This is a genomic window from Mesorhizobium sp. M0862, from assembly GCF_040319795.1.
Taxonomy (GTDB): Bacteria; Pseudomonadota; Alphaproteobacteria; order Rhizobiales; family Rhizobiaceae; genus Mesorhizobium.
The window spans coordinates 175,272-198,339 of record NZ_JAMYOJ010000006.1 but is presented as its reverse complement, the minus strand read 5'-3'; the positions used below and the strand labels follow the sequence as shown (position 1 = coordinate 198,339).

At 63.5% G+C, this 23,068-nt stretch carries 22 protein-coding genes and 1 tRNA gene; 13 read left to right on the top strand and 10 right to left on the bottom strand.

Translation table 11 applies throughout. The features are described 5' to 3' along the window. The first annotated feature begins 5 nt into the window (after positions 1 to 5). Positions 6 to 1,178, top strand: coding sequence for a nickel/cobalt transporter (locus NKI15_RS11770; RefSeq protein ID WP_502898686.1), 1,173 nt, complete (start codon positions 6 to 8; stop codon positions 1,176 to 1,178). A gap of 10 nt (positions 1,179 to 1,188) precedes the next feature. Here the strand turns inward: NKI15_RS11770 and denD are convergent, their stop codons facing one another. The 4 genes from denD to NKI15_RS11750 are packed head-to-tail and all read right to left on the bottom strand — an operon-like array spanning position 1,189 to position 4,122. Beyond that, entirely contained in the window at positions 1,189 to 2,172 is a 984-nt protein-coding gene (denD, locus tag NKI15_RS11765; protein WP_023747152.1) for a D-erythronate dehydrogenase, read from the bottom strand. 11 nt (positions 2,173 to 2,183) lie between these two features. Beyond that, positions 2,184 to 2,390 (bottom strand): hypothetical protein, encoded by a 207-nt coding sequence (locus NKI15_RS11760; RefSeq protein WP_023686390.1) that lies wholly within the window; start codon positions 2,388 to 2,390, stop codon positions 2,184 to 2,186. A gap of 58 nt (positions 2,391 to 2,448) precedes the next feature. Continuing rightward, positions 2,449 to 3,420 (bottom strand): cation diffusion facilitator family transporter, encoded by a 972-nt coding sequence (locus tag NKI15_RS11755; RefSeq protein ID WP_023747151.1) that lies wholly within the window; start codon positions 3,418 to 3,420, stop codon positions 2,449 to 2,451. A gap of 15 nt (positions 3,421 to 3,435) precedes the next feature. Further along, complete coding sequence (locus NKI15_RS11750; RefSeq protein ID WP_023747150.1) at positions 3,436 to 4,122, bottom strand: GNAT family N-acetyltransferase; 687 nt, start codon at positions 4,120 to 4,122, stop codon at positions 3,436 to 3,438. Between the two features lie 83 nt (positions 4,123 to 4,205). Between NKI15_RS11750 and NKI15_RS11745 the strand changes: the two genes are divergently transcribed. Then, the gene (locus NKI15_RS11745) at positions 4,206 to 5,390 is read left to right on the top strand and encodes a pyridoxal phosphate-dependent aminotransferase (RefSeq protein WP_023747149.1); all 1,185 of its coding nucleotides are present in this window, start codon (positions 4,206 to 4,208) and stop codon (positions 5,388 to 5,390) included. Between the two features lie 12 nt (positions 5,391 to 5,402). On the opposite strand, the gene NKI15_RS11740 is transcribed toward NKI15_RS11745, so the two are convergent. Then, positions 5,403 to 6,164 carry an SDR family oxidoreductase gene (locus tag NKI15_RS11740; RefSeq protein WP_023671933.1) on the bottom strand — a complete coding sequence of 254 codons (762 nt, stop codon included), beginning with the start codon at positions 6,162 to 6,164 and terminating at the stop codon, positions 5,403 to 5,405. 142 nt (positions 6,165 to 6,306) lie between these two features. Here NKI15_RS11740 and NKI15_RS11735 point away from each other — a divergent pair, with 142 nt between their 5' ends. Beyond that, positions 6,307 to 6,429, top strand: coding sequence for a hypothetical protein (locus NKI15_RS11735; protein ID WP_023710951.1), 123 nt, complete (start codon positions 6,307 to 6,309; stop codon positions 6,427 to 6,429). A gap of 66 nt (positions 6,430 to 6,495) precedes the next feature. Here NKI15_RS11735 and NKI15_RS11730 read toward each other — a convergent pair whose 3' ends face one another. Continuing rightward, positions 6,496 to 7,233, bottom strand: a complete 738-nt coding sequence (locus NKI15_RS11730) for a tellurite resistance TerB family protein (RefSeq protein ID WP_023671935.1) — start codon at positions 7,231 to 7,233, stop codon at positions 6,496 to 6,498. Positions 7,234 to 7,436: 203 nt separating this feature from the next. On the opposite strand from NKI15_RS11730, the gene NKI15_RS11725 reads away from it, so the two are divergent. After that, positions 7,437 to 7,799 (top strand): YybH family protein, encoded by a 363-nt coding sequence (locus tag NKI15_RS11725; protein ID WP_023733472.1) that lies wholly within the window; start codon positions 7,437 to 7,439, stop codon positions 7,797 to 7,799. Positions 7,800 to 7,822: 23 nt separating this feature from the next. On the opposite strand, the gene trhO is transcribed toward NKI15_RS11725, so the two are convergent. Beyond that, positions 7,823 to 8,749: an oxygen-dependent tRNA uridine(34) hydroxylase TrhO gene (trhO, locus tag NKI15_RS11720; RefSeq protein WP_023704004.1), complete on the bottom strand. Its 927-nt coding sequence runs from the start codon at positions 8,747 to 8,749 to the stop codon at positions 7,823 to 7,825. 174 nt (positions 8,750 to 8,923) lie between these two features. Here trhO and NKI15_RS11715 point away from each other — a divergent pair, with 174 nt between their 5' ends. Then, on the top strand, positions 8,924 to 9,562 hold the full coding sequence (locus NKI15_RS11715) for a 2-dehydro-3-deoxy-phosphogluconate aldolase (RefSeq protein WP_023747148.1): 639 nt from the start codon (positions 8,924 to 8,926) through the stop codon (positions 9,560 to 9,562). A gap of 137 nt (positions 9,563 to 9,699) precedes the next feature. Here the strand turns inward: NKI15_RS11715 and NKI15_RS11710 are convergent. From NKI15_RS11710 to NKI15_RS11700, 3 genes are all read right to left on the bottom strand, one after another. Continuing rightward, a tRNA-Gln gene (locus tag NKI15_RS11710) sits at positions 9,700 to 9,773 on the bottom strand. 115 nt (positions 9,774 to 9,888) lie between these two features. Continuing rightward, complete coding sequence (gene mepK, locus NKI15_RS11705; RefSeq protein ID WP_352513983.1) at positions 9,889 to 11,715, bottom strand: peptidoglycan L,D-endopeptidase MepK; 1,827 nt, start codon at positions 11,713 to 11,715, stop codon at positions 9,889 to 9,891. Between the two features lie 391 nt (positions 11,716 to 12,106). Continuing rightward, positions 12,107 to 13,645 carry a sigma-54-dependent transcriptional regulator gene (locus tag NKI15_RS11700; protein ID WP_023747146.1) on the bottom strand — a complete coding sequence of 513 codons (1,539 nt, stop codon included), beginning with the start codon at positions 13,643 to 13,645 and terminating at the stop codon, positions 12,107 to 12,109. 145 nt (positions 13,646 to 13,790) lie between these two features. On the opposite strand from NKI15_RS11700, the gene NKI15_RS11695 reads away from it, so the two are divergent. From NKI15_RS11695 to NKI15_RS11660, 8 genes are all read left to right on the top strand, one after another. Further along, complete coding sequence (locus NKI15_RS11695) at positions 13,791 to 15,629, top strand: M3 family oligoendopeptidase (protein WP_352513984.1); 1,839 nt, start codon at positions 13,791 to 13,793, stop codon at positions 15,627 to 15,629. Between the two features lie 414 nt (positions 15,630 to 16,043). After that, positions 16,044 to 16,760, top strand: a complete 717-nt coding sequence (locus NKI15_RS11690) for a helix-hairpin-helix domain-containing protein (RefSeq protein WP_023747144.1) — start codon at positions 16,044 to 16,046, stop codon at positions 16,758 to 16,760. 163 nt (positions 16,761 to 16,923) lie between these two features. Beyond that, on the top strand, positions 16,924 to 18,069 hold the full coding sequence (locus NKI15_RS11685; protein WP_023747143.1) for an aminodeoxychorismate synthase component I: 1,146 nt from the start codon (positions 16,924 to 16,926) through the stop codon (positions 18,067 to 18,069). Then, positions 18,018 to 18,680, top strand: coding sequence for an aminotransferase class IV family protein (locus tag NKI15_RS11680; RefSeq protein WP_031242745.1), 663 nt, complete (start codon positions 18,018 to 18,020; stop codon positions 18,678 to 18,680). Before NKI15_RS11685 ends, NKI15_RS11680 begins: the two co-directional genes overlap by 52 nt. Before the next feature lie 52 nt (positions 18,681 to 18,732). Next, positions 18,733 to 19,656, top strand: coding sequence for a heme-dependent oxidative N-demethylase family protein (locus tag NKI15_RS11675; RefSeq protein ID WP_023747141.1), 924 nt, complete (start codon positions 18,733 to 18,735; stop codon positions 19,654 to 19,656). Between the two features lie 2 nt (positions 19,657 to 19,658). Continuing rightward, positions 19,659 to 20,897 (top strand): hypothetical protein, encoded by a 1,239-nt coding sequence (locus tag NKI15_RS11670; RefSeq protein WP_023747140.1) that lies wholly within the window; start codon positions 19,659 to 19,661, stop codon positions 20,895 to 20,897. 127 nt (positions 20,898 to 21,024) lie between these two features. Beyond that, entirely contained in the window at positions 21,025 to 22,470 is a 1,446-nt protein-coding gene (locus tag NKI15_RS11665) for a homospermidine synthase (RefSeq protein WP_023747139.1), read from the top strand. 188 nt (positions 22,471 to 22,658) lie between these two features. Beyond that, on the top strand, positions 22,659 to 23,036 hold the full coding sequence (locus NKI15_RS11660; protein ID WP_023683250.1) for an Omp10 family outer membrane lipoprotein: 378 nt from the start codon (positions 22,659 to 22,661) through the stop codon (positions 23,034 to 23,036). Positions 23,037 to 23,068: the final 32 nt, after the last annotated feature.

The window sequence follows — 23,068 nt, the reverse complement described above, 5'->3', positions numbered from 1 at the left end:
CGGTGATGAAACCGTCCCTGCGTTTGGCATTCGGCCTCGTGGCCGCTGCCCTGCTGATGACGCACTTTCTCGGGCAGGCCCATGCCCAGAGCTCACTCGGCATCGGTGTCAATGACGGCATGGCGCCCACCACCGGCCCGTTCGCCCACATCCTGATGTGGATCAATCTGCGCCAGCAGGAATTCTACCGCGCATTGGCCACGGCGATGAAAGCAATGCGCGAGGACGGCAGCAAGATGTGGCTGCTGATCGGCCTGTCCTTCGCCTACGGCATTTTCCACGCCGCCGGCCCCGGCCACGGCAAGGCGGTGATCTCGTCCTACATGGTGGCCAATGAAGTGGCGCTCAGGCGCGGTATCCTGCTGTCCTTCGTCTCGGCGCTGCTGCAGGGCCTGACCGCGATCCTGGTGATGCTGCTTGCCTATTTCGTCCTGCGCGGCACCGCCATCTCGATGACCGACGCAGCCTGGTTCATGGAGATCATGAGCTATGTCTTCGTCACTTTGTTCGGCGCCTGGCTGCTGTGGCGCAAGCTCGGGCCTACGGTCCTGCGCTGGTTCGGCAAGGCGCCCGCCTACAGCCTGTCGGCAGCCCACGCCGGTCATTCCCATGGCGGCCATTCACATGCCGCTCACAGCCACGCGGCGCATGCGCATTCGCATGCCTTGCATGTGCATCACGACCATTCGCATGATCATCACGATCACGCTGCGCACGACCACGACACACACGATCATTCCCATCACGACCACGCTCATCACGATCACGCCGCCCACGATCACCCAGCCGGCGAAGTCTGTGGTACGTGCGGCCACTCACATGCGCCCGATCCGGCGCTGCTGTCGGGCGACCGCTTCGACTGGCGCACGGCCTGGTCGGCAGTAGCCGCCGTCGGCATCCGCCCCTGCTCCGGCGCGCTGATTGTGCTGAGCTTCGCTTTGCTCAACGGCCTGTGGCTCGGCGGCCTGCTCTCGGTGCTGGCGATGTCGATTGGAACCGCCATCACAGTCTCGGCGCTGGCAACGATCGCAGTCACCGCCAAGAACTGGGCGGTCTATTTCGCCGGCGATGGCCGCATGGGCAACCGCATTCACACATTCGTCGAGATCGGCGGCGCCGCCTTCGTCTTCCTGTTCGGACTGTTGCTGTTGTCGGCGAGCCTGTCCGGAACTGTATGACCTCGGCGGGTCAGGCCTGACCCGCGATCTTTCCGCCCAGCTCATCCTCGATATGCGCGCGGATGATTTCATCGAAACTTTTTTCGGCGCTGAAGCCGAGGTCTCTTGACCGTCGCGCCTCGAAGCGCGTCGGCCAACCCTTGACGATCGCCCAGATCGTCTCGTCGGGCTCCTCACGGATCAGGCTCGCCACCTTGGTGCCCGCTATGCGTTCCAGCGCCTCGATCTGCTCGCCGACGGTGACGGCAACGCCCGGCATGGTGAGGTTGCGGCGTGGCCCGACGGCGGCACTGTCGATCCCGGCGGCATGGATCAGGAAGTTCACCGCCGAGCGCGGGCTGGCATGGGTGTGCAGCACCGAGCGCGGCACTGGCAGGATGGCCTCATGGCCGCTCAGCGGCTCGCGGATGATGCCGGAGAAGAACCCTGACGCCGCCTTGTTCGGCTTGCCGGGCCGCACGCAAATGGTCGGCAGCCTTATGCCGATGCCGTCGAAGAAGCCGCGCCTGGAATAGTCGGCCAGCAGCGCTTCGCTCATCTGCTTCTGCGTGCCGTAGGAGGTCAGCGGCGTCGGATGGAAGTCGTCCGGGATGACATCGGGGAACGGCGCGCCGAACACCGCGATCGACGAGGTGAAGACCAGACGCGGCGAAAAGCCCGCCAGCCGGACCGCATCGAACAGAGCCCGTGTGCCGTCGAGATTGACGCGGTAGCCGAGATCGAAATTCGCCTCCGCCTCGCCCGACACGATGCCGGCGAGATGGAACATGACGTCGGGGCGTGAGGCGACCAGGCTCTCGGCAGCACCGGCGTCGGCAAGGTCGCCCGTATGCGTGGCGATGCTGACGCCATCCATCGCCGGCGCCTGCGGCGGCACGATGTCGTGCAGGTCGAGCCCGGTGATCTTGCGGCCGTTGAGCGTGCCGTCCTTGGCCAGCCGGTCGACAAGTTTGCGGCCGACCATGCCGGCGGCGCCAGTAATCAGGATGCGCATTTCAAAGCCTCTTATTTGCCCTTGTTCTGGCTGCGGCCCCGCAACCAGAACACCAGAAAGAATGCCAGCACGAAGGCGATGCCGACGATGCCGGCAAGTACGGTCGAGACATTGCCGACGGCCAGCATCACGGTCGGCAGATAGAACGCCGCGATGCCGAACAGCAGCATGATCCAGGCTGCGGCAATCAGCGCGTTTCGCGTGTCGCGATCCATCATGCCGTCCCGCCACAGCGGGAACTCGTCAACTCGGATGCCAATGCCATGAAATTCCCTGTCAGTGATAATGGCCGTGATGCGGTGGCGCACCATGGTCGTGGTCATGATCGTGCTCGTCATGGCTGTCGGCGCACTGGCCGAATTCCGGTTCGACCGTCGCGTGGCTGATGCCGTGTTCGGCGGCGAGCCGCTTCTTGATGGCGCTGACCGCCTGGTGCGGATCGACGCCATCGTTGAGGCAGGCATGCAGCGTCGCCATGTTGCTGGAGCCGTCCAGCGACCAGACATGCATGTGATGCACTTCGCGCACGCCCTTGACGGTGCCGGCAATGTCCTTGGCGATGAGGTCGCGGTCGAGGCTTGCCGGTACGCCTTCGAGAAGGACGTGGGCGGCTTCGCGCATCAGCGACCACGCGGTGGACAGGATCAGCAGGGAGACCAGCACCGACAGGATCGGATCGATCGGCGTCCAGCCGGTGGCCAGTATGACCAGCGCCGCCACGATCGCCGCCGCCGAGCCGAGCAGGTCGCCCAGCACATGCAGGATGGCGCCGCGCATGTTGAGGCTGTCGCGGTCGCCGCCATGCAGCACGAAGAACGAGGCGAAGTTTACCAGAAGGCCGGCGATCGCCACCACCAGCATCGGCCCGCCCAGCACCGGCGCCGGCGTCATCAGCCGGCCCCAGGCTTCGTAGACGATCCACAACGCAATGGCGAAGATGGCGATGCCGTTGGTGTAGGCGACCAGCGTCTTGACCCGGCCGAAGCCATAGGTCAGGCGCACTGTCGCCGGCCTTCCGCCAAGATGGAAGGCGTACCAAGCAAGGCCAAGCGCGATCGAGTCGGCGAGCATGTGGCCGGCGTCGGCCAGCAGCGCCAGCGATCCCGTCAAAACGCCGCCAAGCACTTCGGCAACCATGAAGCCGGCGGTCAGGCAGGCTGCGATCAGCACGCGTTTCTTGTCGGTCGAGCCATGCACATGGCCGGCGCCATGCCCAGCATGCGAACCATGATCATGGCTGTGCGCCATCGAAAAAAACTCCTGTTACGCGCCGAACTCGGCGCGGAAATCCTCGAGCCGCCGCTTCTGCCGGCCTTCGCCATCGAAATTGGCGGGATCGAGCCATGCCTCATAGGCTTTGCGCAGCGCCGGCCATTCCTTGTCGATGATCGAGTACCATGCCGTATCGCGGTTTTCACCCTTGACCACAAGATGCTGGCGGAAAATGCCCTCGAACTTGAAGCCGAACCGCTCCGCAGCGCGCTTCGAAGGGTCGTTGCGGTTGTTGCATTTCCACTCGTAGCGGCGATAGCCGAGCCCGTCGAAAATGTACTTCATGAACAGGAACTGCGCTTCGGTCGCTGCCGGCTTGCGCGAGATCAGCGGCCCCCAATAGATGTTGCCGATCTCAATGACGCCATAGGTGGGATCGATGCGCATCAGCGTCTGTCGCCCCGCGACCCTGCCGCTGGCCTTGTCGATGACGGTGAAGAACAGCGGATCCTCGCTCGCCTCGACCTTATCCAGCCATGGCTGGAAATCGGCGCGGGTTTGCGGCGGATAGTCGGGCAGCCAAGCAAAGCGGCCGTCAATGTCAGGCACCGACGACGCCTCGTAAAGGCCGTCGCCATGCTTTTCGGCGCTCAGCGGTTCGAGCCGGACATAGCGGCCGTCAATGGGCTTGCGCTCGGGCCGCGGACGCGCTTGCCAATCTTTGAGATTTTCCGACACGCAAAACTCCAATCCGTTTGACTTTTGTGAGCAGACGCTCACAAAAACGCGACCTAACAGCAAGAACCACACGGACGGGAAAAATGCTCCACACGATTTCGGCCTTCGACCGCCTCGGCGAGGAAAACGCCTTTGCCGTGCTGGCGCGGGCGACCGCACTGGCTCAACAGGGCCGCGATATCGTCAATCTCGGCATCGGCCAGCCCGACTTCAAAACGCCGCAGCACATTGTCGACGCAGCGATCAAGGCGCTGCGCGACGGTCACCATGGCTACACCCCGGCCAACGGCCTGCTGGCGACGCGCGAAGCGGTGGTGCGGCGCACGCTGGCCACCACCGGCGTCGAGGTCTCGCCGGAAAATGTGATGATCCTGCCCGGCGGCAAGCCGACCATGTTCGCGGCGATCCTGATGTTCGGCGAACCCGGCGCCGAGATCCTCTATCCCGACCCTGGCTTTCCCATCTATCGCTCGATGATCGAGTTCACCGGCGCCGCGCCCATTCCGGTGCCGATCCGCGAAGAGAACGGCTTTGCCTTCTCGGCCGAGGAGACGCTGGGGCTGATCACCTCGAAGACGAGGCTGCTAATCCTCAACTCACCGGCCAACCCGACCGGCGGCGTCACGCCGCGCGCCGAGATCGAGAAGCTGGTGGAGGGGCTGCAAGCGCATCCGCAGGTCGCTATCCTCTCCGACGAAATCTACGACGTCATGACCTATGACGGCGAGACGCATTTTTCGCTGCTCAATTTTCCGGAAATTCGCGACCGGCTGATCGTGCTCAACGGCTGGTCGAAGACATGGGCGATGACCGGCTGGCGCATGGGCTGGTCGATCTGGCCGAATGGCGACAAGGGCGCGCATCTCTACGACAAGGTGCGCAAGCTGGCGGTCAATTGCTGGTCCTGCGTCAACGCGCCGAGCCAGTTCGCCGGCATCGCCGCGGTCGACGGCCCGCAGGACGATGTCGACAAGATGATGCGCGCCTTCGACAACCGCAGGAAGATCGTGGTCGAGGGGCTGAACGCGCTGCCGGGCGTCTCCTGCATCACGCCCAAGGGCGCATTCTATGCCTTCCCGAATGTTTCGAAGACCGGCTGGAAGGCCAAGAAGCTCGCCTCGGCACTGCTCGAGGAGGCCGGCGTGGCGCTGATCGGCGGCCCCGATTTCGGCATTCTCGGCGAAGGCTACATCAGGCTCTCCTACGCCAATTCCGAAGAGAACATCTTGCGCGCGCTGGAGCGGATCGAGTCGTTTTTGAAGAGGTAGGCCTTCGGCTCTTCACCCACGCCCCACGAACGGCATCTTGGTCGCCATCACCGTCATGAACAGCACATTGGCATCGAGCGGCAGGCTGGCCATGTGGACGACGGCGTCGGCGACGCGCTGGACGTCCATCACCGCTTCGGCGGCGATGGTGCCATTGGCCTGCGGCACGCCGACCGTCATTGCGTGCGCCATATCGGTCAGCGCGTTGCCTATGTCGATCTGGCCGCAGGCGATGTCATAGGGCCGGCCGTCGAGCGCCAGCGTCTTGGTCAGCCCCGATATGGCATGCTTGGTCGCGGTGTAGGGGACCGAGCCCGGCCGTGGCGCATAGGCCGACACAGAGCCATTGTTGATGATGCGGCCGCCCATTGGCTTTTGCTTGCGCATGACGCCGAAGGCGGCGCGGGCGCATAGGAACGATCCGGTGAGATTGACGCCGACAATATCGTTCCAGACCTCGACCGGGATCTCGTCGATCGGCGTCGACTTGTAGCTCATGCCGGCATTGTTGAAGAGCAGGTCGACGCGGCCGAAGGCTGCGGCCACCGTCTCGAACAGATCATCGACTTCGCCGGCCTTGCTGATGTCGCAGGCAACTGCCAGCGCCTTGGCGTCCGCTTTCCCGGCTTCGGTAATGGCGGCGTCGAGCACCGCTTTGCGGCGGCCGCAAAACACCGTGTTCCAGCCCGCCTTGAGCAGCGCCGTGGCGACGCTCTTGCCGATGCCGGTGCCGGCGCCGGTGACGATGGCGGTTTTCTCTGTGAGGGCTGTCATGGATTTCGCTCCTGCGCGCCGCGCATCCCGGCAACAGATCGGGGTGCATCCGAATGCACCGACCCATCGCAAATGACGGGGATCATGGCAAGCCGGACACTGTGCATGTCGCTCAAAGTGGCCCCGGTTGTGAGAGAACGACATGCATCAGGACAAAAACATGAAGCGCGACGCACTTTATGTGATCGGTCCAACAAAAAGGGCGGTCATTGGCGACCGCCCTGATCTGAACCGGGCTTGGGAGGAGGAAAGCCGATCCGACTGACTAAAATCATGCGCTTCCTCGGTAAACGAGACGTTAACGCATTTTTTCCGGCCTCGGCTGCGTTGTCTACCAGCGCGGATTCGGCGCCGTGCCTGACGGAACCGGCACCTTGGCCGCCGACACCGTAGCCTCGACATGATCGACGAGCGCATCCGGCAGGCCGAGCCGGCCGGCGAGCAGGTCGAGATAGCCGCGTTCGGCGCGCGTATCGGGGTCGATCGTCAGTCGCGACGCCGTGTAGAGCTCGAGCCTCTGCTCATCGGTCTTGGCGCCTGCGACCAGCGTATCGAGGTCGAGCGGGCTATCCAGCTCGGCCATCAGAAACTTTTCCGCTTCCGTGCCGATGCCGGCCAGACTGAGCTTGCCGGCGATCTTTTGGCGTTCCGCGTCATCGACATGGCCATCGGCCTTGGCCGCCGAGATCATCGCCCGCACAAGGGTCAGCGTGAACTCGTCCTCCCCCTGTGGCGCCTGTGAAGGATGAAAGCCGGTGTCGGCGGGCGGCGGCAGCAATTCCGGCTGGCCGGCCGCCGGCGCCTGCTCGGGTGCATTGCCGGCCTTGTAATTCTGGTAGGCCTTGTAGGCGAGACCGCCGATCGCAGCCAGTCCGCCGAGCTTCACGGCCGTGCCGGTGACCTGCCGTCCCGTGCCGGTTCCAAGCAGCACCGCGGCCAGCGCACCGGCGGCCAGCGGATTGTCCTTGGCCATCTGCACAGCCTGCCCGGCCTTGTCGCGGACGGTGCCGGTTGTGCCGGGAACTTGCGAGCCGAGCAGATCGTCGAGAAGCTTCTTGGGGTCGAACATGGTGCCTCCAGAAAAGGGCCCGCGCCAACGTGGACGGGCAGGTTTTGGACGTTGCAGACGTAGGTCCCGATTGTTGACATTACAATGACGGACCGGCGCTTTGCTATCGGCGCCGGCAATGCCGCAAATCAAATTCGATGTGTCGAAACCCGCCTCGGCTTCGGTTAGTGTCGCCGCAACGTCGGCGAGGGAGGAGTTTTGCCGTGACCGATCAGCCAGACCGCGACCAAGCACGAGATCCCCAGGATCTGGAGCGCCTGCTAATTGATCGGCAATGGGCGGGAGACATTGAGGGCATGGTAGCGCTGTTCGAACCCGATGCCGTCATCGACACCGGAGCAGCCGAATTGACGCGTGGCCATGAGGCGATCCGCGCTTTGTTCGAAGCCTTTGCCGCGAGCTGGCGAAAATTCCAGCGCGGCGAGCAGCGCCCGGCGGCCATTAACGGCGAACTCGCGTTGACGTCGACCAGGCTTGCCGACGGCTCGATAACCTCAGAGGTCGCGCGCCGGCAGGCCGACGGCACATGGCTGTGGGTGATCGACCGCTATTCTGTCGTGTGGTGATCCAGTCAGGGCGTCGGCGGCACTTAACTGCCGATATGTCCCCTGCCCTGCGCCTGCGCAAGTTCGACCTGGCGCTGGCGCTCGGCATAGCGGGTGCGATCCTCATCCGAGCGTGCCTCGTAGCAATGCGGGCATGACACGCCGGTGGAAAAATGCGGCGACAGCCGGTTCTCCGGCGTCAGCGGATGCCGGCAGGCGCGGCAGAGTTCGGCCTCGCCTTCGGTCAACCCATGCGACACCGAGACCCGCTCGTCGAAGACGAAACACTCGCCCTGCCACAGGCTGTCTTCGGCCGGCACCTCTTCGAGATATCTGAGGATGCCGCCCTTGAGATGGAACACATCCTCGAAGCCGAGCGACTTCACATAGGCCGTCGCCTTTTCGCAGCGGATGCCGCCGGTGCAGAACATCGCAACCTTGCGGCCGTCGAGTTGGTCGCGGTGTTTTTCCACCCAGGCCGGGAATTCGCGAAAGCTCGACGTGCGCGGGTCCACCGCGCCCTCGAACGTGCCGATCGACACTTCGTACGCGTTGCGTGTGTCGATGACGATGGTGCCGGGGTCCGAGATCAGCGCGTTCCAGTCGGCCGGCGCGACATAGGTCCCCGCACCCGTCGCCGGGTCGAGGTCTTCGACGCCCATGGTGACGATCTCGCGCTTCAGCCGCACCTTCATGCGATGGAACGGCATTTCGGCGGCAGTGCTGTATTTGACCTCGAGATCGGCAAGACCCTCGATGGCCTCGAGATAAGCGATCAGGTCGGCTATGTCGGTTTCGCTGCCGGCGACCGTGCCGTTAATGCCCTCCTGCGCCAGAAGCAGCGTGCCCTTGATGCCGCGCCCGCAGCAGAAGGCGGCAAGCGGCGTGCGCAAGACCCGCAGCGCGTCGAAGTCGCCCAGCCTCGCAAATTTGTAGAGCGCGGCGACGCGCACGGGTTCATGGTTGGTCATCGCCAAGCCACTAGACCGTGGTCAAAGCGGATTCAAGGCAGAGCTAAAGACACTTCGTCGGTATTCGCCCGCAGGCTCGTTGGCCGACATGTGACATCGCGGCAGGCCGGGTTTCGTGGACTCGGAATCGGCCTTCTGCTAATCGGTTGAAATCACCCAGGGAGAGAAAAGCCAATGCCCAGCAAGACCGAAAAGCTCCTGTCGCTGCTCAATGGCCAGCCGGTCATTCCGGTGCTGAAGATCGCCAATGTCGCGGACGCCGTCCCGCTCGCCCGGGCGCTGGCCGCCGGCGGCCTGCCGGCGATCGAGATCACGTTGAGAACCGCCGATGCGCTGGAAGCGATCCGCCGCGTGGCCGGTGAGGTCGAGGGCGCCATTGTCGGCGCCGGCACAATTCTCGATGCCAAGCAGTTCGACCAGGCAGCGGCGGCTGGCTCGAAGTTCATCGTCAGCCCCGGCATCACGCGCGAGTTGCTGGCGGCGGCCAAGGACAGCGACGTTCCCTTGCTGCCCGGCGCCATCACGCCCGGCGAGATCATGGCTGCCCGCGAGGCCGGCCTGCGGTTCCTGAAATTCTTCCCGGCCGAACAATCCGGCGGCATCGCCTCGCTGAAGGCCTTTGCCTCGCCGCTGGCCGACGTGAAATTCTGCCCGACCGGCGGCATCTCGGCCAAGAACGCCGCCGACTATCTCAGCCTGTCCAACGTTATCTGCGTCGGCGGCTCGTGGGTGGCGCCGGACGAGTTGGTCAAGGCCGGCAAGTGGGATGAGATCGAGGCGCTCGCACAGACCGCGAGCAAGCTCGGAAAATAACCTCCGCTACTTTATCTTTGCGCAATCCCAAGGGAAGCGCTCCGCGCTTTCCCGGGAAAATCACAGTGTTCCCGGAATTGCACTCGGCACAAAAACCCGCCAGCTGCGCCGACCGGGTTTGCTACGCGTTGAGATTTTGGTTCCCGCTCAAGGGCTCGAACCTCGATTCACGCCTTCAAAGGGCGCTGTCCTACCATTAGACGAAGCGGGAATGCAGTTTGGTGGTTAGCATTCTGGGGCGATGGAAGCCAGTGCTCGATATCTCGCTAGAAGCAAAAGCCGCGCGGGTTGCCCAGCGCGGCTTCAATGTTTACCCCGTCGAGCTCTTACTTCGTCTGGAAGCGGGCGACCGAAAGGAATTTCACGGCATTGCCGGTGAAGCGGTTGGCATCGGCCATCTGGTTGTCCGCATGGAAGCCTGCGGTGTAGACCTCGCTCGGCGGCGTATGCACGATGTTGTAGGCATAGCGCGGCGCTGTCGTCGGGCTGGAAACGGTGGCGATGTTGTCGCCGCTGCTCAGCGCCCAGCGGGCCGCCTGCGGTTCGGCCGCCACCACCACTGCCTTCGGTCCTGGCTTCAGGTCGCGGGCCGAAGCCCTGGCTTCCTTGCGTGTCGTCTTGACGCCGGCGCCGATCACCGAGGCTGGATCGGTACCGGCGGGACGGGCAGCAATAGCGCCGCGCGGCGATGCGGCATCGACACCTGACGGATCGTTGAACGCCGAGCGCGGCTCAAGCGACGCAACCTGATAGTCGTCGGTAGCACCGGCTGTATCGGCGGCGCTGGCCTGTTCGAGAACCGCCTTGACCTCGTCCGGACGCCGCGACGGCAGCACCGAGAACGCGTCGGTTGCGGTCTGTGTGTGGGCAGCCGTATCGGCCAGCGCCAGCAGAACGCCCTTGTCCTGCGGCGCAAGCTCAGCCGGCGGCGAAGAGCGGTCGGGACGCCAGGTCGGCAACGGGACGTTGACCGCGACCTGCGCCGGAGCGGCAGCTTGATCGGCCCCCTGGTCGGCATTGCTCGCATCGGCCGTGCCGAACGGCACATTGGCCGGCGCCTGCGCCGTCGCCACCGTCTGTTCGGTGGTGGCATCGGCCACGCCGAACGGCACGGTCTCAGGTTGTTGCGCGCCGACATCGGCCTTCGGCCGCGGTGCGAAAGCGGGCAGCGGCACTTCCTTGGCGGGCAGCGCGGCGATGATCGTCTCCGGCGTGTCCTGCGGCTCCGAATCGTCAGCGCTGTCGTCGGCAAGCTGCGGAACGTTGGCGCGCTTGGCGTTCTGCGGCGACACGATCGCGATGCCAGGCAGATTGCTGTTGTTGTTGCTCGTGGCAGCCAGCACCGGCTTCACGCTTCTCGGCGGCGGCGCGGCGGTAGCGACATCGGCGCTGTCGTCGGCTTCGTCTTCACCGCCACCGCCAAAGAACGCGGACAGGAAGCCACCGGATTTCTTGGTGCTGCCGCCTGCGCTGGCCATCATGATGGCAGGAGAACCGGCGCCCTTGCGCGCCTTGTAGGAGGCGAGCGCCTGGTCATAACCCGGCAACGGCCTGCCGTCGCTCGGCACATGCAGCGTCTTGCCATTGGGGAACAGGCTGACCAGTTCCTGGCGGCTGATGCCTGGCCAATGCCGCACATTGCCGACGTCCATGTGGACGAAGGGCGAACCCGACGACGGATAGTAGCCGACGCCGCCGCCCTGCATCTTCAGGCCGATGTTGCGCAGCTTTTTCAGCGGCACACCCGGAATGTAGAAGTCCATCGCCTTGCCCAGCATATGCTGGCTTTCCTTGGCGACACCGCGGCTGCGGCTGCGCAGCATCGAATTGGTCGACGGCGAGCGATAGCCGCAGACGACCTGGATATAGTCGGTGGCGCCGGCCTGCCGGTAAGCTTCCCACACCAGATCGAGCAGGCGCGGATCCATCTTGGTCGGTTCGTTGCGACGCCAGTCGCGCAGGATGATGTTGATCTTCCTGAGGCCTGCCGGATCGTAGCGGCCATTGCGCTTGTAGACGATCTCGGCCTTTTCGTGCGTGTGGAGGTGATAGAGCTTGAGCGAGCGCGTTTCAGCGCTGGCGCCGGCAGCAGTTGCGGCGAGGAAAGCGAACGCAACGATCAACGCTGCCAGCCATCTCGGCCAGACGCCCATGTGATCGCGCCGCCCGTTTCTGTGTCGTTCGACTTTGTTCAAATCAAAAGGCCTTGCAGGCTGCCGTTTGTCCCCGGATTTGTCCAAACGGATGCGTGGTTCTCACATCCGAATATCGATCCTAATGGTTAATCATCGCTTATTGAAGCCGAAATGCGGTAACACCGTGGCGATATCCCGTCAAAAATAATACACAGGATTTCTTGGTAAACTGCTGGTTTAGATCAAGATTCAGCCTTTTCGCGCTACACGATCTGTTACCGCTGGCCTTAATGCGTGAACAACGCTGTCCGCATCAGCCATATTCCCGCCCCAACCCCCTTATGCAGCGCCGGATATGGCACGGCAAGCTGGTCCCGGCCTTGCGTTGGCAAGCTGTGGAATTCGGCGTTCAGGAGGCAAGGCGGTCGAGGCGACCGGTTTCCGGGTCGATGCCGTATTCCTTGAGCTTGCGGTAGAGCGTCGAGCGGCCGATGCCGAGACGCCGTGCGACCTCGCTCATCTGGCCGTTATAATGGTCGATGGCGAGCTTGATCATTTCGAGTTCGACATCGGCCAGCGCACGCACATTGCCACGCTCGTCCAGCGCCCGCAGCGTGCCGAAACGCTGAAGCAGCCTCGCCGGAGGGGCGGGCTCGGCAGCTGCAGTACCGGCGTCGTCAGTCTGCGCGCCATCGCCTTGCGATCCGGTGCTCAAGGCCATGCCGGGGTCCGACAAGGACGCATCGGCGTCGAGATTGACGGTGCCGTCGACCTGCGCCCGGATCTGCGGAAATTCGTCAGTCGTGAGCACATCGCCTTCGGCAAGCACCGAGGCCCTGAACACGGCGTTTTCCAGCTGCCTGATGTTTCCCGGCCAATCATACGCCTGCAGCATGGCCAGTGCGGCATCCGAGATGCCGTGCAGGCGATTGCCCGCCGGCGCCACCTTGTCCATGAAATGCTTGACCAGATAGGGGATGTCGTCGCGGCGGTCGCGCAGCGGCGGCACGACGATCGGGTAAACGTTGAGCCGGTAGAACAGGTCCTCGCGAAACTTGCCGTCCTTGACCTGCTGCAGAAGGTTGCGGTGCGTGGCCGAGATCAGCCTGATGTCGACCCTGACGGTGGAACGGCCGCCGACCGGATCGACCTCGCCATCCTGCACGGCGCGCAACAGCTTGACCTGCACGTCGAGCGGCAGGTCGCCGATCTCATCCAGGAACAGGGTGCCCGAATGCGCCTCGACGAACTTGCCGGTGTGCTTTTCGGTGGCGCCGGTGAACGAACCTTTTTCGTGACCGAACAGGATCGATTCGACCAGATTGTCGGGGATGGCGCCGCAATTGACGGTGACGAACGGCTTTGTGCGGCGTTCGCCGCTGCCCTGGATGGCGCGCGCCACCAATTCCTTGCCGACGCCCGATTCGCCCTCGATCAGGATCGGGATGTTGGAGGCCGCAGCCTTCTGGCCGAGGCGGATCACCCGGTCCATCGCCGGGCTGTGCGTGATCATGTCCTTGAAGGTCAGGTGGCCGCCGCGACGCCGCGACGTGCGCTTGACCTCGTCCTCGACCGCCTCGACCTTGAGCGCGTTGCCGACCGCGGTCTGCAGCCGGTCGGGAGACGCCGGCTTGACGACAAAATCGAAAGCGCCGTGGCGCATCGCCGAAACCACCGTTTCGATGCCGCCCTGCGCAGTCTGCACGATGACGGGAACAGTGATGCCGCGCTCGCGCATCGCCTTCAGCACGCCGATGCCGTCGAGGCCCGGCATGACAAGGTCGAGGATGACTGCCGAAATACCCCTCGCATTGGGTCCGTCAAGCGCGCTCAGACCGGCCTCGCCGCCATCGGCAACGATGGCGCTGTGGCCGAATTTCGTCACCGCCGCCTCGAGCAGCCGGCGCTGCACGGGATCGTCATCGACTATAAGAATGGAACCTGTCATGACTGATTTGAGTTGCCCGCCCGGGAAATTCCCATGGATCATCTTGGCACAGGGTTCTAAACAAGGTTTCAAAAAACCCGGTGAACGAATTCCTTAGGATTTGACCGGCTTGTCCTTTCCCATTGATTCCAGAAGGTAATTGTTGATGAGCAGGATTCTCGGTCGGCAGCTTGCGGCGGTAGCGTCCGGTCAGGGCGCGGCGGAACTTGGCGACCTGCCGGAATGGAATCTCGCCGATCTTTATTCCGGCATGGAGGCGCCCGAACTGAAGCGTGACCTTGCCAAGGCGGCGGCCGACGCCGTCGCCTTCGAGAACCGCTGGAAGGGCACACTGGCTGCGGAGGCCGGGCGCGGAAGCGCCGGCAGGCTTGGCGAGGCGCTGACAGCCTATGAGGCGCTGGAGGAACTGATCGGCCGCATCGTCTCCTATGCCGGCCTGATCTATGCCGGCAACACGGCCGATCCGCAGCGCGCAAAGCTCTATGGCGACATCCAGGAAAAGATGACCGACGCCAGCGCGCATCTTCTGTTCTTCGCGCTGGAACTGAACCTGATCGATGACAAGGCGCTCGAATCCGCCCTCGCCGCCGACGCCGGCTTTGCCCATTACCGGCCCTGGGTGCTCGACCTCAGAATGGACAAGCCCTACCAGCTCGAGGATCGGGTCGAGCAGCTGTTCCATGAGAAATCGATCACCGGGCGCGGTGCCTGGAACCGGCTGTTCGACGAGACGATGACCGATCTGCGTTTCGACATAGACGGCGAGGAACTGACGCTGGAGCCGGCGCTGAACCGCCTGCAGGACGCCGATGGGGAGGTCCGCCGCCGCGCCTCCGAAGCGCTGGCCACAACCTTCCGCAAGAGCCTGCGCACCTTCACGCTGATCACCAACACGCTGGCCAAGGACAAGGAGATTTCCGACCGCTGGCGCGGCTTCGAGGACATCGCCGACTCACGCCATCTCGCCAACCGTGTCGAGCGCAGCGTGGTCGACGCGCTGGCATCGGCCGTGCGCGAGGCCTATCCGCGCCTGTCTCATCGCTACTACGCGATGAAGGCGTGCTGGCTGGGCATGGAGGTGATGAACCACTGGGACCGCAACGCGCCCTTGCCCGAAACGCCGCAAACGGTGATTCCTTGGGATGATGCCAGGAACACTGTGCTATCGGCCTATCAGCGCTTTTCCCCCGACATGGCGGAGATCGCCCGCACCTTCTTCGACCGCAACTGGATCGACGCGCCGGTCAGGCCCGGCAAATCGCCCGGCGCCTTCGCCCATCCGACCGTGCCTTCGGCGCACCCTTACGTGCTGCTCAACTACATGGGCAAGCCGCGCGATGTGATGACACTGGCGCATGAACTCGGCCACGGCGTGCATCAGGTGCTGGCCGGCGGCCAGGGCGCGCTGATGGCTTCGACGCCGCTGACTTTGGCCGAGACGGCCTCGGTGTTCGGCGAGATGCTGACCTTCCGTTCGCTGCTCGACCAGACCACCGACAAGCGCGAGCGCAAGGCGATGCTCGCCCAGAAGGTCGAGGACATGATCAACACGGTCGTGCGCCAGATCGCCTTCTACGAGTTCGAACGCAAGGTGCATGCAGAGCGCAAGAAAGGCGAACTGACCTCCGACAAGCTCGGCCAGTTCTGGCTCGAGGTGCAGGCCGAAAGCCTGGGGCCGGCGATCAAGCTGCGCGAGGGCTATGAGGTCTTCTGGACCTACATCCCGCACTTCGTCCACTCCCCCTTCTACGTCTACGCCTATGCCTTTGGCGACTGCCTGGTGAACTCGCTCTACGCGGTCTACCAGAACGCCGAGCATGGCTTCCAGGACAAGTATTTCGAGATGTTGCGCGCCGGCGGCACCAAGCATCACTCGGAGCTTCTCGCCCCCTTCGGCCTCGACGCCACAGACCCCGCCTTCTGGCAGATCGGGCTCGGCGTGATCGGCGGCCTGATCGACGAGTTGGAAGTGCTCGACAGTTAATGCGCGCACCCATTGGACCGATGCCGCAGAGTGACAGGTTCAGGAGCGGTCTCGACTTTGCAGAATCGCAGAACAGTTTAGCCGGAATTCATGTGACGGCAGCGCTGTTCTTGTTCTAAATATCTGTTCTTGAATAACTCTCCGGCGAAATTTTCCGTTAGCTTTCCCGAAGCCGTATGATAGCTTTCCGACCGAAGCTCAGCCGGGCGCGCGGCTTAAGGCCGGACAGCATCCCGGCCCATGGCAGCGGTCTGACGAATGCGACAGCGACGGTTGGCAATGGGCGGGAAAGCCGAACGCCGACAGTCGACGACAGACCGGCTGTTCCCTGAGCCGCCGAACCACATTGGATGATCCGATCTGCCAAGGTCATGACTTGGGACGGCGGCGGACGGATCCGACTGGAGAGAGACGATGACCTTCTTTTACATTGTCCTGGCGTTCCTTGTAGGTGTGTTGGTTGGCTGGTTTATCTGGGGCCGGCTGCGCGGCGAACTCGACAGCTTGCGGGGTGATCTCGACCGCACCCGCAGCGAGCGTGACAGACTGCGCGCCGACGCCGATCGCCTGACCGGCGAACTCGACGCCTGCGGCAAGACCCGCGCCGATCTCGAACGCCGGCTGCGTGAAACATCGGCTCCATCCACCAAGCCTTCAAGTTCGGCGCCGGCTGCGCTGGTATCGACAGCGGCAACGGCCAAGTCCGCCCGGGCCGCGAAACCGGCCCCCGCCAAACCCGCCGCGGCCAAACCAGCTGCGGCCAAATCCGCGGCCGCAAAACCAGCGGCCAGCAAACCTGCCGCCGCCAAGGCCGCGCCCAAAGCCGCGGCTTCAAAGCCCGCCGCCGTCCCGAAGAAGGCCGCCCCGGCAGCTGGGAAGGCCGACAATCTGCGCCGCCTGATCGGTATCGGCCCGGTCAACGACAAACTGCTCAAGGGCCTTGGCGTCACCACCTACGCGCAGATCGCCGGCTGGACCGCGGCCGATGTCAAGCGCATCGAGGACACGCTGAATTTCGACGGCCGCATCGCCCGCGAAAAGTGGGTCGAGCAGGCCAAGCTGCTTGCCACCGGCGACGAAAAGGAGTTCGCACGCCAATTCCCGAGCGCCGGGACCGCCAACAACAGCTGATCTGTCATCGGCAACATAACCAGAAGGCGGCGCTCTCGGGCGCCGTCTTTGTTTTTGCATTCGCCACTGTCTTTGCGCCCTGCGACGCCGCTCCCTCGATTGCACGCCGCCCGGCCCCCATATAGAGCGGTTCTGGCGTCATCGACCGCAGTACCCGAGCCCCATGCCCCTGCCCTCTGCCATTTTCCGCAACGATGAAAGCGGCCGTCAGTTGGTCTTCGACCACCCGGCCGACATCATCATTGCCTATGATGCCAAGGATTTTCTGCCGGCGCTGGCGGCTGCGCAGGCGGCGAGCGATGCCGGCAAATGGCTGGCCGGCTATTTCTCCTACGAAGCGGGCTATCTGCTCGAACCGAAACTCGTGCCGCTGCTGCCTGAAGGCCGGCGTGCGCCACTGGTTTGTCTGGGTGTCTTCGATGCTCCGGTCGAAGAGGGCGTGCCGCGCAACGATGCGCCGGCCACCAATGGCCCCATCTTCGACGCCAGGGCCAGTTGGTCCGCTCAGGACTACGCCAGACGCTTCGCGCGCCTTCACGACCACATCCGCAAGGGCGATTGCTACCAAGGCAACCTGACCTTTCCGGTCCGTGCCCAATGGTCGGGCGATCCGCTTGCTGCCTTCGACGCACTGACAGGACGCCAGCCGGTCAAGTATGGCGCACTGATTTCGCTCGGCGATCCCATCGTCTTATCGCGTTCGCCCGAGCTGTTCTTCGAGATCAATGCCTTAGGCATGATCGAAACCCATCCGATGAAGGGCACCGCACCGCGCGGCGCGACCAAGGCCGAGGACGCGCGGTTGAAGTCCTTCTTGCGCAGCGACGAAAAGAACCAGGCCGAGAACCGGATGATCGTCGATCTCCTGCGCAATGACATCTCACTGATCAGCGAGGTCGGCACGCTGGAAGTCCCGGAACTGTTCCGCATCGAGAGCTACCCGACCGTCCATCAGATGGTGAGCCGTGTGCGGGCGAAGCTTCTGCCTGATCTCGGCATCCGCCAAGTCTTTGGCGCGCTGTTTCCCTGCGGCTCGATCACCGGCGCGCCGAAAATCCGCGCGATGGAAATCCTGCACGAGCTGGAAGACACACCGCGCGACGTCTATTGCGGCGCCATCGGCTGGATCGCGCCTGGCGGCATGATGCGCTTTTCGGTGGCGATCCGCACTATATCCCTCTTTTCCAGTGGCGAGGCCGTTTACAATGTCGGCGGCGGCGTCGTCTTCGATTCGACGGCGCAAGAGGAGTATCAGGAGTGTCTGCTGAAGGCGCGCTTCGCGACGGGGACACCGCCGATTTCGAGCTGATCGAGACCATGCGCTGGGAGCCCGGCCAGGGCTTTCTGCGCTTCGAACGCCATCTCGCACGCCTTTACGGCTCGGCGGAAGAACTCGGCTTTGCCTGCGATCCGCAGCGGATCGGCGAGGTGCTGGCGAATACTATCGGGGCGCAGCAGACGGCGCTGCGCACCCGGCTCGTCCTGCAGCGCAATGGCGAGGTGACGGCTTCTGTTCAGCGTTACGAGCCACTCGCCGCCGACAAGGTCTGGCGGCTGCGACTGGCGCGGGTCCGGCTCTCCTCCACCGACACGCTGCTGCGCCACAAGACCGGCCGGCGGCAAGTCTACACTCACGCCCGCTCCGAATATCTGATCACCCAGGCCGACGAAGTGTTGCTCGCAAATGAGCGCAGTGAAATCTGCGAAGGCACCATCACCAACGTCTTCGCCGATTTCGGTGATGGCATGCTGATGACACCCAGGCTCGACTGCGGCCTGCTGCCTGGCGTATTGCGCGCCGAGTTGCTGGACGAAGGCCGCGCCCAGGAGGCGATCTACAGCTATGACGAGTTGAAATCCGCCAAAACACTGTTCGTCGGCAATTCTCTGCGCGGCTTGATCCCGGCAACATTGGCCTGATACGAAGCGGCTGCGAGAATAACCGCCGGCATTGGACACTTTCTAGCGAAGCATGAATTCTCGTCAGCCCACGCACACGCCCTATGATGGCTCCTCAAAGCTCTTCACCATCGGGCTGAAGCCGCTCGAACTCGACAAGTGGATCGAGGTCGACCGGTATCTCTTCGACCATCTCGCCGAAAAGCGCCGGCTGTATGCCGAAATTCCCGACAAGGTGTTTGTCGAGGAAGACGGCACGCGCGACGCCCAGCGCGAAGTGCGCGGCCTCATCGAAGCACATCTGCTGTCGACATTTCCCGGGATGTACCGGCGCACCAATGCCGGGGTTGAGGTCATTGGCGCCAAAGCCGACTCTGACGCCACCTTCCCCGATGCCCCGCTGGTCGCAGCGTCGCTGCTCGTTCAGGAAGACCTGATCCTGATGCGCCGTGACGACACCGGCTGGCGGCTCGCCGCCGGCTCGCTGTGTTTCCCGTCATCCTGGTCGCTGGTCGAAAAATTCGGCCGGCCGCTGCAGCAGATCCACGCACCGGTGCCGGGCTTCGGTCCGGGCACCAGGCCGGCCGAGCTCATCAACCGCATGTTCGACGGCCTGCAGGGTCAGGCCGTCGAACGCTTCAACTGGTCGATCCAGGCCGGCGACGCGCTCTATCATCCGCTCTCCAATGTCGAGCGCATCGACCGTGCCACCAACCGCCCCTCGCGATTTCCCGACGGCGACGTCAACGCCCACGCCTTCATCCGCGTCGAGCGCCAGACGCTGCGCAAACTGCCTCTGTCGCGCGACATCCTGTTCACCATCCGCATCCATCTCGACCCGCTGAAAGTGCTGGCGCGGCATCCCGACCGGGCAACGCTTGCCGCCTCTTTCGCGGCGCAATTGCAGGCGCTGGATGAGGCTCAACTCGACTATAAGGGGATGACATCAGACCGTGACCGGCTGGTGCAACGCCTGCAAACCATGGCTCAGGAGTGACGATGATCCGAAAAATCCTGGAGCAAGCCGTATTGCTCGGTGCATTGCTGGCGTTGCCGGCAACGGCGCTCGCCGACCCCGTCACCTATGCCGGCAAGCTCGGCAACATCGACATCGTCGTCGAGTTTACCGGCGATCCGGCGACGGCTGGAGAGGCACAGGCGGCGCGCTATTTCTACCGCTCCAAGGGCGTCGATATTCCTCTGCAGGCGAAGTCGAGCAAGGGCGCCACCTTTCAATTGGCCGAGGAAGAAGCCTGCGATGCCAAGAAGTGCGGCGACGGCCAGGCTCCACCCATCGGCGCCGTCTGGCGGTTGAGTTCCGCCGACAAGGGCAAGACGCTGGAAGGCACCTGGACGGCCAAAAAGACCCTGCCGCTGAAGCTGACAAGGATCGCCAGCCGTGCCCAGACGGAGACGCCGGCGACGACGCCACGCGATCTCTATGATTTCACCGACATGACATTCTCGGGCGACGATGCGCCGATCACCATGGCGGCATCGCCCTACGACTATATCAAGCTGGATTTCGCGCCCAAGGCAGACGCCAAGGAAGGTTGGCCGGATGCAGCCTACAACTATGTCACCGATCCGCGCACCAAATTCGCCAGGCCGCGCATCGTCGATCTCGCCGGCAGTGCGCCGATCGAAGCCGCCAATGCCTTGCTGCAGAACCGCCATTGGCATGACAGCCTCAGCGCCTTGACGTGCGCGGCGCTGCAATACGCCGGCTTCCACGATGGACCACCGATGGAGGGCATGGATGACGATTCGCTTGGCGGCTACGAAGACACGACGTCCAAAGTGACGTCATTGACGCCGAAGCTGATGAGCTGGTCGGAATCCGGCAGCCTCTATTGCGGCGGTGCGCATCCGAACAACTATTCCGACGCCTATGTCATGGACGTGCGCCGTGGCGCCTTGCTTACCCTTCAGGACATGTTTTCCGATACGGGCGACGGCAAGCCAGGCCCCTCGCTGGCCGCCTTCGTCAGGGAGAACCGCAAGAAGCCAAGCGACCAGACCGAGGTGGATTACGAGGCCGAATGCGGCATCGACGATTTGATCAGCGACTATCTCGGCGCCAGCCTGAAGCGCGATGGCGACAGGCAGGTTCTGGTCTTCGGCCTGCAAGGTTTGCCCAACGTCATCCAGGCTTGCGGCGGCGATCTCGTTGAAATGCCGGTCTCCGAAGCACAAGCGCTGTTCACACCGGAATTCGCGAAACTGCTCGAACCGTAGGCGTATCTGCGCGGCCGGGAACTAACCTTATCCCTGCTTTTCGCTTTATTGTGACAATGATCTATGGTTTGTCGCGCGGCGGTCGAACGGCCGTTTTGGCGCGTTGCTTGAAGGAGTGCTCGATAAAATGGCGAATGAAAACTGGCCCGTTTACGGTGAAATCACCGGCCCTGTCGTGATGATCGGCTTTGGTTCGATCGGACGGGGAACGCTGCCTCTGATCGAGCGCCATTTCAAATTCGACAAGTCGCGCATGACGGTCATCGACCCGCTCGACACCGACCGCAAGCTGCTCGACGAGCGCGGCATCGCCTTCGTCCAGGAGCACGTGACCGAGAAAAACTACAAGAAACTGCTGACGCCGCTTTTGACCAATGGTGACGGCCAGGGCTTTTGCATCAATCTGTCGGTCGATACCGGCTCGGTCGACCTGATGCGGCTCTGCCGCAAGCTCGGCGTGCTCTACATCGACACCGTCGTCGAGCCGTGGCTCGGCTTCTATTTCGACGCCAAGGCCGACAATGCCAGCCGCACCAACTACGCGCTGCGCGAAGCCTTGATCAAGGAGAAGCACGACAAGCCCGGCGGCGCTACCGCGGTTTCGACCTGTGGCGCCAATCCGGGCATGGTCTCGTGGTTCGTCAAGCAGGCGCTGCTGAACCTTGCGGGCGACCTCGGCCTCGAGTTTTCCGAACCCGCGCAGGACGACCGTGACGGCTGGGCGAAGCTGATGAAGCAGGCCGGCGTCAAGGGCATCCACATCGCCGAGCGCGACACCCAGCGCACCAAGAAGCCGAAGCCGATGAACGTGTTCTGGAACACCTGGTCGGTCGAAGGTTTCATCTCGGAAGGGCTGCAGCCGGCCGAGCTCGGCTGGGGCACGCATGAGAGATGGATGCCGAAGAACGGCAAGGAGCACAAGCATGGCTCCAAGGCTGCGATCTATCTCGAACAGCCCGGCGCCAACACCCGCGTGCGCTCCTGGTGCCCGACGCCGGGCGCGCAATACGGTTTCCTGGTGACGCACAATGAGGCGATCTCGATCGCCGACTTCTTCACCGTGCGGTCGAAGAAGGGGAAGGTGCAATACCGCCCGACCTGCCACTATGCCTATCACCCCTGCAACGACGCCGTGCTGTCGCTGCACGAAATGTTCGGCGCTGCCGGCAAGCCGCAGCCGATCCACCATGTGCTTGACGAAAACGAACTGGTCGACGGCGTCGACGAGCTTGGCGTGCTGCTCTACGGCCATGCCAAGAACGCCTACTGGTACGGTTCGCAGCTGTCGCTGGCCGAAGCCCGCAAGCTGGCGCCCTACCAGAACGCTACCGGCATGCAGGTCACCTCGGCCGTGCTCGCCGGCATGGTCTGGGCGCTGGAAAACCCGGAAGCCGGCATCGTCGAGGCCGACGAGATGGACTACAGGCGCTGCCTGGAAGTGCAGTCCCAGTATCTCGGACCGGTCAAGGGCTACTACACCGACTGGACGCCGCTCGATAACCGTCCGGGCCTGTTTCCCGAGGACCTCGACAAAAGCGACCCGTGGCAATTCCGCAACATCCTCGTTCGATAGCGGTTCCATACCCCTGCCTCACTGCCTTGCAATCGCCCGGAAATCGGGCGATTGAAGGGATGCGGACGAGAGCAGTGTGCATCCATTTGGACGCACGAGGGACGGCTCTGGAAACTTGAGGCCACGCACATCGTGTTCTCCAAAGCGTCGTTTGACGATTGGGCCGATGCGTCAGGAGAGGATTTGATATGACGATTGCGCGCAAAATTCTTTCTGCGGGCGCGGCGGGCGCTCTTGCGACGATGCTTGCCGCCTGCACCACCGGCGGCTCCGACGGGCCACCGATCTCATCGCAGGCGCGAGGCGTCGAAGGCTCATGGCTGAACGCCGAAGGCAAGGCGGTCTCGACATTGAACGGCGGCGTCTTCACCACCGTTTCGGCGGAGACCGGTGAGAAATTCGCTGACGGCAGCTACACCAAGACCGGCGCCACCTCGGTCGAGATCAACGGAACCTCGCTGATCCGGCAGCAGCCAATCGCTTTCAACTGCCTGCTGGTGTCCATAAACCAGCTGAATTGCACCAGCTCCGCCGGGCAGAACTTCGTGCTGACCAGGCGCGGCTGAACCTTTCCCATGCGGCTTTGCGGATGGCGGCG

Bases quoted from the DNA above. Each gene is read 5' to 3' on its own strand.
- NKI15_RS11665 (WP_023747139.1), top strand. From the start codon at position 21,025: ATGGCGAATGAAAACTGGCCCGTTTACGGTGAAATCACCGGCCCTGTC.
- trhO (WP_023704004.1), bottom strand. From the start codon at position 8,749: ATGACCAACCATGAACCCGTGCGCGTCGCCGCGCTCTACAAATTTGCG.
- NKI15_RS11740 (WP_023671933.1), bottom strand. From the start codon at position 6,164: ATGACAGCCCTCACAGAGAAAACCGCCATCGTCACCGGCGCCGGCACC.
- NKI15_RS11755 (WP_023747151.1), bottom strand. From the start codon at position 3,420: ATGGCGCACAGCCATGATCATGGTTCGCATGCTGGGCATGGCGCCGGC.
- denD (WP_023747152.1), bottom strand. From the start codon at position 2,172: ATGCGCATCCTGATTACTGGCGCCGCCGGCATGGTCGGCCGCAAACTT.
- NKI15_RS11670 (WP_023747140.1), top strand. From the start codon at position 19,659: ATGATCCGAAAAATCCTGGAGCAAGCCGTATTGCTCGGTGCATTGCTG.
- NKI15_RS11735 (WP_023710951.1), top strand. From the start codon at position 6,307: ATGCATCAGGACAAAAACATGAAGCGCGACGCACTTTATGTGATCGGT.
- NKI15_RS11685 (WP_023747143.1), top strand. From the start codon at position 16,924: ATGCCCCTGCCCTCTGCCATTTTCCGCAACGATGAAAGCGGCCGTCAG.
- NKI15_RS11700 (WP_023747146.1), bottom strand. From the start codon at position 13,645: ATGACAGGTTCCATTCTTATAGTCGATGACGATCCCGTGCAGCGCCGG.
- NKI15_RS11745 (WP_023747149.1), top strand. From the start codon at position 4,206: ATGCTCCACACGATTTCGGCCTTCGACCGCCTCGGCGAGGAAAACGCC.
- NKI15_RS11660 (WP_023683250.1), top strand. From the start codon at position 22,659: ATGACGATTGCGCGCAAAATTCTTTCTGCGGGCGCGGCGGGCGCTCTT.
- mepK (WP_352513983.1), bottom strand. From the start codon at position 11,715: ATGGGCGTCTGGCCGAGATGGCTGGCAGCGTTGATCGTTGCGTTCGCT.
- NKI15_RS11715 (WP_023747148.1), top strand. From the start codon at position 8,924: ATGCCCAGCAAGACCGAAAAGCTCCTGTCGCTGCTCAATGGCCAGCCG.
- NKI15_RS11690 (WP_023747144.1), top strand. From the start codon at position 16,044: ATGACCTTCTTTTACATTGTCCTGGCGTTCCTTGTAGGTGTGTTGGTT.
- NKI15_RS11695 (WP_352513984.1), top strand. From the start codon at position 13,791: ATGAGCAGGATTCTCGGTCGGCAGCTTGCGGCGGTAGCGTCCGGTCAG.
- NKI15_RS11730 (WP_023671935.1), bottom strand. From the start codon at position 7,233: ATGTTCGACCCCAAGAAGCTTCTCGACGATCTGCTCGGCTCGCAAGTT.
- NKI15_RS11760 (WP_023686390.1), bottom strand. From the start codon at position 2,390: ATGATGGATCGCGACACGCGAAACGCGCTGATTGCCGCAGCCTGGATC.
- NKI15_RS11770 (WP_502898686.1), top strand. From the start codon at position 6: ATGAAACCGTCCCTGCGTTTGGCATTCGGCCTCGTGGCCGCTGCCCTG.
- NKI15_RS11675 (WP_023747141.1), top strand. From the start codon at position 18,733: ATGAATTCTCGTCAGCCCACGCACACGCCCTATGATGGCTCCTCAAAG.